This is a genomic window from Microbacterium sp. SCN 71-21 (genome assembly GCF_001725695.1).
GTDB classification, from domain to species: Bacteria; Actinomycetota; Actinomycetes; order Actinomycetales; family Microbacteriaceae; genus Microbacterium; species Microbacterium ginsengisoli.
Genome location: NZ_MEGA01000104.1, coordinates 1 through 7,116, shown reverse-complemented (window position 1 = coordinate 7,116; position 7,116 = coordinate 1). Strand labels below are relative to the sequence as shown.

Annotated in this window: 8 protein-coding genes; 1 reads left to right on the top strand and 7 read right to left on the bottom strand. The window is 74.0% G+C overall.

Going from position 1 to position 7,116, the window contains the following annotated elements; translation table 11 throughout:
* On the top strand, window positions 1–749 hold a 749-nt coding region (locus ABT08_RS12315), incomplete at its 5' end, for an NAD(P)/FAD-dependent oxidoreductase (RefSeq protein WP_288115142.1).
* 54 nt (window positions 750–803) lie between these two features.
* On the opposite strand, the gene ABT08_RS12310 is transcribed toward ABT08_RS12315, so the two are convergent.
* The 7 genes from ABT08_RS12310 to hypF all read right to left on the bottom strand — a co-directional run.
* The gene (locus ABT08_RS12310; RefSeq protein ID WP_288115141.1) at window positions 804–1,538 is read right to left on the bottom strand and encodes a DUF6390 family protein; all 735 of its coding nucleotides are present in this window, start codon (window positions 1,536–1,538) and stop codon (window positions 804–806) included.
* On the bottom strand, window positions 1,535–2,665 hold the full coding sequence (gene hypD, locus ABT08_RS12305) for a hydrogenase formation protein HypD (protein WP_045247837.1): 1,131 nt from the start codon (window positions 2,663–2,665) through the stop codon (window positions 1,535–1,537). Before hypD ends, ABT08_RS12310 begins: the two co-directional genes overlap by 4 nt.
* Complete coding sequence (locus ABT08_RS12300; RefSeq protein ID WP_045247836.1) at window positions 2,665–2,937, bottom strand: HypC/HybG/HupF family hydrogenase formation chaperone; 273 nt, start codon at window positions 2,935–2,937, stop codon at window positions 2,665–2,667. Before ABT08_RS12300 ends, hypD begins: the two co-directional genes overlap by 1 nt.
* Before the next feature lie 28 nt (window positions 2,938–2,965).
* On the bottom strand, window positions 2,966–4,078 hold the full coding sequence (gene hypE / locus ABT08_RS12295; protein ID WP_082483107.1) for a hydrogenase expression/formation protein HypE: 1,113 nt from the start codon (window positions 4,076–4,078) through the stop codon (window positions 2,966–2,968).
* Entirely contained in the window at window positions 4,075–4,692 is a 618-nt protein-coding gene (locus tag ABT08_RS12290; RefSeq protein WP_056519404.1) for a hypothetical protein, read from the bottom strand. The genes hypE and ABT08_RS12290 overlap by 4 nt, the downstream gene beginning before the upstream one ends.
* Window positions 4,689–4,940 (bottom strand): HypC/HybG/HupF family hydrogenase formation chaperone, encoded by a 252-nt coding sequence (locus tag ABT08_RS12285; RefSeq protein ID WP_045247835.1) that lies wholly within the window; start codon window positions 4,938–4,940, stop codon window positions 4,689–4,691. Before ABT08_RS12285 ends, ABT08_RS12290 begins: the two co-directional genes overlap by 4 nt.
* The coding region (gene hypF / locus ABT08_RS12280) for a carbamoyltransferase HypF (protein ID WP_288115140.1) at window positions 4,897–7,116 on the bottom strand (2,220 nt) is incomplete at its 5' end. The genes ABT08_RS12285 and hypF, both read right to left, overlap by 44 nt.

Genomic DNA, 7,116 nt, shown 5'->3' with positions numbered 1-7,116 from the left:
CCCGGGTCGAGGAGATCGTGCCGGGCCGCGCGCGCACCGCGCACGGCGACGTCAGGGCGCCGATCGTGATCCGCGCGACGGAGGGCTTCACGGCGGGCCTTCCCGCGACCCACCGCACCTGGCTGCCGATGAACTCGTCGATGATCGTCACCGAGCCGCTGCCGGCGGACGCGTGGGACGAGATCGGGTGGGACGGGCGGGCGACCCTCGGCGACATGGCGCACGTCTACATGTACGCGCAGCGCACCGCCGACGATCGCATCGCGTTCGGCGGCCGCGGGGTGCCGTACCGCTACGGCTCGCGGGTCGATGCCGACGGCTCCACCGCGCCGGGCACCGTGCGCCAGCTCACGGCACTGCTGCGCACCTTCTTCCCCGCGGCCGTGCGCGTGCCGATCGCGCACGCGTGGTCGGGCGTGCTCGGGGTGCCGCGCGACTGGGCGGCGACCGTCGGGTTCGACCGCGCTACCGGCCTCGGCTGGGCGGGCGGGTACGTCGGCACCGGGGTGACCGCCACGAATCTCGCCGGCCGCACCCTCGCCGACCTGGTGCTCGGCCGCGACACCGCACTCACCCGCCTGCCATGGGTGAACCACCGCGCCCACCGGTGGGAGGTCGAGCCGCTGCGGTGGCTGGCCGTCCGCGGGCTCTACGCCGCCTACCGCGCGGCCGACCGCGTCGAGGCGGCGACGGGCACGGCGCGCACCTCGGTCGTCGCCCGCATCGCGGACGCCATCTCCGGCCACTGAGGGCGGCGCCGCGTCGGCGGGGTGCCGTCAGCGCAGCAGCGCGGCGGAGTGCCGTCACCGGGGGAGCGCGGCGGCGAGACGGGCGTTGACCCGCTCGAGCTGCGACGCGAGGCGCGCGGCGAGGGCCGCGGCATCCGCGTCGTCGATGCGCTCGCACACGGCGTCCCAGTGCACCGTGACCGCATCTCCTACCGCGAGTTCGTCGCCGTACGGCACCGCCACCCGGCGCGGGACGGCATCGCCCCACGCCAGGCTGCCGTCGGCGTAGTGCAGCGCCGGGGCGTCGACGAGGCATCCGTCGTCGACGACCTCGCGCACGCGCGCCGGCACCACGCTGCAGTCGGCGAGCACCTGCACGGGCTCGGGGAGGCCGGTGTCGAGCAGGCGCGTCCACGGGTAGACGCCGAACACGTGGAACGCGTGGTGCGGTGCCGCCTCGGCGGCGAGCCGGTCGTCGAGGTGTGTCCAGTACGAGCCCGCCTGCGGCCCGATGATCGCGACCAGCCGTCGCCACACCTCGTCGGCGTCGAGCGCGTCGCCCTCGGCCGAGCCCGTCCAGTAGGCCCGCACCGCCCGCTCGTCGAGCGGGTCGACGCCCAGCAGATCGCCCACCACAGTGAGGTAGGGCCAGGCGCCCGAGAAGCGCCGGGCGACGTCGGGCACCGAGACGGATGCCGCCTCCCCCCGCGCGACCGCGGCGAGGCCGTCGGCACCCTCGGGGCCGCAGTACCCGCGTTCGTTCGGCTGATGCGCGTAGCGCGCGAACAGCCGCTCGCCGGCGGCGGTCACGCCCGCGCCACCGCCTGCGCGGCCTCGCGGTGCAGGCGCCCGAAGTTGTAGTACGCGGCGCACGCACCCTCGGGCGAGACCATGCAGGTGCCGATCGGCGTCTCCGGGGTGCAGGCCGTACCGAACACCTTGCACTGCCAGGGCTTGATGACCCCGCGCAGCACGCTGCCGCACTCGCAGGCCGGCGGGTCGGCGACCCGCACGCCCGGCATCGCGAACTTCTGCTCCGCGTCGAAGCGGGCGTAGTCGGGGTGGATGCCGTAGCCCGAGCGCGGGATGTAGCCGAGCCCGCGCCACTCGAAGGTCTCGCGCACCGCGAACACCTGTCGCATGAGGGCGAGGGCGGCGGGATTGCCTTCGGGCCGCACGACGCGGGCGTACTGGTTCTCGACCTCGCAGCGCCCACTCTCGTACTGGGCCAGCAGCATCTCGATCGACTGCAGGATGTCGAGCGGCTCGAAGCCGGTCACCACGATCGGCAGGCCGTAATCCTCGGGGATGAACCGGAAGATCTCGGTGCCGACGACGGTCGAGACGTGCCCGGGGCCGATGAAGCCGTCGAGCTCGAGGTCGGCCGAGTCGAGGATGGCGCGCAGCGGCGGCTCGATGAGCACGTGGTTGCAGAAGATCGAGAAGTTCCGCACGTCGAGGGCCGCGGCCCGCGCGATCGTCACCGCGGTGGAGGGAGCGGTCGTCTCGAAGCCCACGGCGAAGAACACGACCTCCTTGTCGGGGTTGTCGATCGCGATCTTCAGCGCGTCGAGCGGCGAGTAGACGAACCGCACGTCCGCGCCCGAGGCCTGCGCCTGCAGCAGGCTCCCCTCGGTGCCAGGCACCCGCATCATGTCGCCGAAGGTCGTGAAGATCACGCCGGGACGGTGCGCGAGCCAGACCGCGTCGTCGACGCGACCCATCGGGATGACGCACACCGGGCAGCCGGGACCGTGCACGAGCTGGATCGACTCCGGCAGCAGGTGCTCGAGGCCGTGCCGGTAGATGGTGTGCGTGTGACCGCCGCACACCTCCATGAACGACAGCGGGCGACCGAGGCGCTCGGCCTGGCCCTCGATGACCGTCAGCAGCGACCGGGCAGCCGCCGGGTCGCGAAACTCATCGACGAAACGCATCAGACGATCTCCGTCTCCATGAAGGCCTCGAGCTCCTCGTCGTAGGTGCGACCGAGCTTCCGGATCTGATCGAGGGTGAGGTCGGCCTCGCGCTCGTCGATCTTGCTCATCGCGAACCCCACGTGCACCAGCACCCAGTCCCCCACCCTCACCCCCTCATCGGCGAGGAGGCGGGTCGAGATGGTGCGGCGCACGCCGCTCACCTCGACGGACGCGAGGTCGTCGGCGTCGTCGACGATGGCGACGATCTCGCCGGGGATGCCCAGACACATGGGGGGTTCCTTCTTTCCGTGCGGCCGGTCAGCAGATCCGCGGGAGCGGATCGCCGACGAGCATGTCGACGATGCGGGTGCCGCCGAACGCATTGCGCACGGCGACGATGTCGGACGGCGAGGCGACGACCTCGCCGATGCGGGCGGCCTGCGCGCCGCCGGGCAGCGACCGCAGGGCGGCGAGCGCGGCATCCGCCTGCGCCGCCGGCACGATCGCGGCGAACATGCCCTCGTTCGCGACGTAGAGCGGGTCGATGCCGAGCATGTCGCACGCGCCGCGCGCGGCGGGTTCCACCGGCACCGCGTCGTCGTCGACGATCACGCCGAGACCGGCCGCCTGCACGAGCTCGTTGAGCACCGTGCCGAGGCCGCCACGGGTGGCGTCGCGCATCCACCTGGTGCCGGGCGCGGCATCCATCATCGCCTCGACCAGAGCGGACACTGCTCGTGAGTCGCTCGCGACCGGCGCATCGATCGCCAGGGTGCCGCGGGCGAGCATGACCGCCATGCCGTGGGAGCCGATGGGTCCGGACACGAGGATCGCGTCGCCGGGCTCGACGAGGTGCGCGCCAAGCTCACGGCCCTCGGGGATGAGGCCGACCCCCGCGGTGGTGATGAAGACCTTGTCGGCGGCTCCCCGCGGCACCACCTTCGTGTCGCCCGCGACGATCGCGACGCCCGCCGCGTCGGCGGCGCGCCGCATGTCGGCGGCGACCTCCCGCAGCACATCGATCGACAGGCCCTCCTCGATCACGAACGCGGCTGTGATCCACCGCGGCACGGCGCCGGTGACCGCGAGGTCGTTGACGGTGCCGTTGACGGCGAGGTCGCCGATCGAGCCGCCCGGGAAGCGGATCGGGTTGACGACGTACGAGTCGGTCGTGAACGCGAGACGCCCGGCGGGCACCTCGAGCACGGCCGCATCGCCCGGATCGGACGGTGTCGGCGAGCCGAACGCCTCGAAGAACACCGCGTCGACGAGCGCCGCGGACGCCTTGCCGCCGGCGCCGTGGGCGAGGGTCACGAACTCGTCGATGAGACGGGGCCGTCGACGGCGGAACGCCTCGATGCGGGCGAGGACGTCGTCCTCGCTGTCGTTGAGCCGGTTCTTGGAGCGCGGGGGCGCAGCCTGGTCGGTCATCGGGGGTCTCCGATCGGGGGAAGGGATGCGGGCTCGGCGACCAGGGCGATCGCGGTGCCCGCGTGGATGACGAGGAGGTCGCCGGGCAGCACCTGCCCGACGATCGTCACGTCGACGTCTTCGAGGCCATCGGCCGTGCGCACCCGCGCCGGCTCGAACAGGCCCTCGGGGGCGGCGACCACCTCGCCGAGGCGCCCCTCGTCGCTGCAGGTGATGCACACCTCGTCGGTGCACTCCACGATCGCCGGGGCGATCGCGAGCGGGTCGGCCGCCAGGCGCGGCGCCGACTCGGCCCAGTCGGCGAGGAGTTCCCGCGGGTCGCCCGGCACGCACACCGTCGCGAGCCCGTCGTCGGGGCGGGACGACTCCCCCACCCAGATCGCGTTCGCGCCCCACGCCGACGCACGGCGCAGGATGCGGTCGCGCCCCGGGAAGTCCGCCACTGCCACGACGCTGTCCCCGGCCCGCACCCGGGCGCGCAGCACCGCCTCGGCGCCCGCCGTCGGCACCGCGACGAACGGCGCGGGAGCCGCGGCATCCGTCACGACATACAGGGCGCCGTCGATCGCGCGACTGCGAGCGAGGTGCACCGCCGCGACCCGCCCGTCACTCACGACGCCACCGCCGGGAACTCGTCGAGCAGGCCCGCATCGCGCATCGCGGACATGACCTGCGCGACCTGCTCCTCGGGCACTCTGGTGAGCGCGAAGCCGGCGTGCACGATGACGTGGTCGCCGACCTCGAGGTCGGGCAGGAAGTTCAGCTTCACCCGGCGCAGCTCGCCCGCGAAGTCGACCTCCGCGAGCAGCGCGCCGCCCTCATCCCACCGTCGCAGGATGCGACCCGGAATCGCGAGACACATGTGCGTCCTCCCCTCTCTCCAGCAGCAGGGTGCCGGCCCAGGCCTGCCCCAGACTGAGACCTCCGTCGCCGGCCGGCACGCGCTCGTGCACGAGCACCGGCACCTGCAGTGCGGTGAGCGTGGCACGCACCGCCGTGCGCAGGGCGAGGTTCTGCCAGGTGCCGCCCGAGAGCCCCACCAGACGCGCGCCGCGGGCGGCGGCGACGTGCGCGAGGGTCTGGGCGGTCCACATGGCGATGCCGTCGTGGAACCGCCGCGCAAGGCACGCGACGGCGTCGCCGGCGCGCAGCCGGTCGGCGAGCTCGCGCACGAGCGTCTCGGGCGTGACGTCGGGTGCGGCGCCGTGGCCGCCGTGTCGGCAGGCGGATGCCGCGGCCTCCAGCTCCATCGCGGCCTGCGCCTCGTACGTCACCCGGTGGCGCACACCGAGCAGTGACGCGACGGCGTCGAACAGGCGACCGACGCTGGAGGTCGTCGGGCACGCGATGCCCGCGGCGAGCTGCGAACGCACGACGGCGAGCTCGGCGGGCGGGGCGGCGTCGAGGCAGGGCAGGCCGGTGTCGTCGATGCCCCAGTCGGCGAGCACGGCGACGGCGGTCTTCCACGGGTTGCGGGTCGCGCTGTCGCCGCCGGGCAGCCGGAACGGGCGCAGGTGGGCGGCGCGCTCCCACCGCAGCGGCCGGGCGTCGAGCGCGAGGAACTCGCCGCCCCAGCTCGTGCCGTCGTCGCCGAACCCGGTGCCGTCGAAGGTCGCGACGACGACGGGCTCACCGCCGGCCTGGTGCTCGGCGACGAGGCTCAGCGCATGCGCGTGGTGGTGCTGCACCTGCAGCAGGGGGATGCCGCGGGCCTCGGCGTGCCGCTCGGCCCACCGGGTGGTCGCGTAGTCGGGGTGCCGGTCGGCGACGAGCAGGTCGGGCTCGCGGCGGTGCAGGGCCGCGAGCTGGGCGACGCTACGCTCGAACGCGCGCTGGCAGGCCAGCGACCCCATGTCACCGATGTGGGGCGAGAGGAACGCCATGCCGTCACGGGTGAGGGCGAACGTGCTCTTCAGCTCACCGCCGACGGCGAGCACCGCGCCGGCGCCCGAGGCGAGCCGCACCGGCAGGGGCGCGTAGCCGCGGCTGCGCCGCAGCGGCACGAGCTCGTCGCGGTCGGGGTCGGCGAGCACCACGGAGTCCTCGACGGGCACGTGGATCCGCCGGTCGTTCGACACGAACGCGTCGGCGATGCCCGCGAGCCCTGCCCGCGCCTCGTCGTCGTCGAAGAACAGCGGATCGCCGGACACGTTGCCGCTCGTCGCCACCCACACGTCGCCGTCGCCGAGCAGCAGCTCGTGCACCGCGGCGCTCGCGAGCATCACGCCCACCCGATCGAGCCCGGGGGCCACCGACGGTGCCAGATCGGATGCCGCGGCCTGCCCGGCGATCACGATGGGGCGCGCCGGTCCCGCCAGCTCCCGTCCCGCACGCGGGTCGAGGTCGATGAGCTGGGCGGCGAGCGCGACCGATCCCGCCATCACCGCGAACGGCTTGTCGGGGCGGTGCTTGCGCTCCCGCAGGCGCGACACGGCGTGCTCGTCGCGCGCGTCGCACATGAGGGTGTAGCCGCCGAGCCCCTTCACCGCGAGGATGCCCCCGGAGCGCACCAGCGCACGGGCGGCGTCGATCGCGTCGAGGCCGGTGGCCGCGGCATCCGGTTCGGCGTCCTCGTCGTAGCGGAGCGTGGGGCCGCACTCCCAGCAGCTGATCGGCTGGGCGTGGAAGCGCCGGTCGAGCGGGTCGTCGTACTCGGCACGGCACGCGTCGCACATCGGGAACACCGACATGGTCGTCAGCGGGCGGTCGTAGGGCAGGTCGCGGATGATGCTGAGCCGCGGACCGCAGTTCGTGCAGGTGATGAAGGGGTACCGGTAGCGGCGGTCGGTCGGGTCGTGCAGCTCGCGGCGGCAGTCGTCGCACAGCCCCGCGTCGGCGGGGATCAGGGTGCGCGCCCCCTCGGCCCGCCGCGAGGGCACGATGCGGAAGCCGCTCTCGTCGGGGATGGTCGCGACCGCGCGCACCTCGACGTCGTCGACCACGGCGAGCGCGGGCGCATCGGCGCGCACCGCGGCGACGAACGCGCCGAGAGCGCCCCTCGTGGCCTGCGCCTCGATGAAGACGCTCTCGTCGTCGTT

Coding starts and splice junctions, on each gene's coding strand:
- hypD (WP_045247837.1), bottom strand. CDS start 2,665: ATGCGTTTCGTCGATGAGTTTCGCGACCCGGCGGCTGCCCGGTCGCTG.
- ABT08_RS12300 (WP_045247836.1), bottom strand. CDS start 2,937: ATGTGTCTGGGCATCCCCGGCGAGATCGTCGCCATCGTCGACGACGCC.
- hypE (WP_082483107.1), bottom strand. CDS start 4,078: ATGACCGACCAGGCTGCGCCCCCGCGCTCCAAGAACCGGCTCAACGAC.
- ABT08_RS12285 (WP_045247835.1), bottom strand. CDS start 4,940: ATGTGTCTCGCGATTCCGGGTCGCATCCTGCGACGGTGGGATGAGGGC.